Source organism: Nocardia sp. NPDC102475, from assembly GCF_055584605.1.
Genome location: NZ_JBVJLS010000076.1, coordinates 1 through 1,311, shown reverse-complemented (window position 1 = coordinate 1,311; position 1,311 = coordinate 1). Strand labels below are relative to the sequence as shown.

The window sequence follows — 1,311 nt, the reverse complement described above, 5'->3', positions numbered from 1 at the left end:
GCCGACGCCTTCGCCGCGGTCTCCTCCGGCGACAACTCCAACATCATCTCCGCGCGGGTGGCCCGGGAAATGTTCGGTGTGCAGCGCGTGGTCGCGCGCATCTACGACGCCAAACGCGCCGCCGTCTACGAGCGCCTCGGCATTCCGACCATCGCCACCGTGCCGTGGACCACCGACCGCTTCCTCACCACGCTGATCGGGGAAGGCGGCACCACCACCTGGCGGGATCCGACGGGCACCGTTGCGGTAGCCCAGTTGACGCTGCACGAGGAGTGGTACGGGCGCACCGTGCGCGATCTGGAGCGCGCTGTGGGCGCCAGGGTCGCCTTCATCATCCGGTTCGGTCAGGGCCTGCTCCCCGAGAGCAAGACCGTGGTCCAAGCCGACGACGTCGTCTATGTCGCAGCCACCTCCGGCTCCGTCGGCGAGGCCGTCGCCTTGGCCGGTAAGCCCCCAGCAAGCGAGGACTGAAATGAAAGTGGCGATCGCCGGAGCCGGCGCCGTCGGCCGATCGATAGCCAGGGAGCTATTGCGCGGCGGCCATCGGGTGATGTTGCTCGAGCGCCAGCTCGACCACATCGACCCCGCCGCCATCCCGGATGCCATCTGGGTCCATGCCGACGCGTGCGAACTCGCGCTGCTGGAGGACGCGGGTATGCAGACCTACGAGGTCGTCATCGCCGCCACCGGTGACGATAAGACGAATCTGGTGCACAGCCTGCTCGCCAAGACCGAATTCGGCGTTCGCCGGGTGGTGGCGCGGGTCAACGACCCACGCAATGAATGGCTTTTCGACGCGTCCTGGGGCGTCGATGTCGCGGTGTCGACGCCGCGGCTGCTGGCCTCGCTGGTGGAAGAGGCGGTCTCGGTCGGCGATCTGGTCCGGTTGATGACGCTGCGGCAGGGTCAGGCCAATCTGGTCGAGATCACCCTGCCCAGCGATACCGCCTTGGCGGGCAAGCCGGTCCGGACGCTCACCCTGCCGCGCGACGCTGCCCTGGTGACGATTCTGCGCGGTGGCCGCGTGATCGTGCCGCAGCCCGACGACCCCTTCGAGGGCGATGACGAGCTGTTGTTCGTGACCTCCGTGGAGGCCGAGGAAGACCTGCGAGTGGCGCTGGCCACGCACGGTATCAAACCCTGACTCCCCGACAAGGCTGATAGGGATCAGCGCCTGTCCGACCTCAGGATGCGGCCGCGAGCTGCGCGCGCAGTTTGTTCAGCGCGCGATGCTGCATGACCCGAACCACGCCGGGACTGGTGCCGATGGCCTCGGCGGTCTGCGCTGCGGTCCAGCCGAGCATGATCCGC

At 68.1% G+C, this 1,311-nt stretch carries 2 protein-coding genes; both read left to right on the top strand.

The annotated features are described in order from the left end of the window. On the top strand, nucleotides 1–471 hold a 471-nt coding region (locus tag ACZ60G_RS44125; RefSeq protein WP_465818404.1), incomplete at its 5' end, for a TrkA C-terminal domain-containing protein. A 1-nt stretch (nucleotide 472) separates the two neighbouring features. Then, entirely contained in the window at nucleotides 473–1,144 is a 672-nt protein-coding gene (locus ACZ60G_RS44120; protein WP_387284817.1) for a potassium channel family protein, read from the top strand. The last annotated feature ends 167 nt before the right edge of the window (nucleotides 1,145–1,311 follow it).

What these genes read in the sequence shown, in the direction of transcription:
- ACZ60G_RS44120 (WP_387284817.1), top strand. Translation starts at nt 473, where the DNA reads ATGAAAGTGGCGATCGCCGGAGCCGGCGCCGTCGGCCGATCGATAGCC.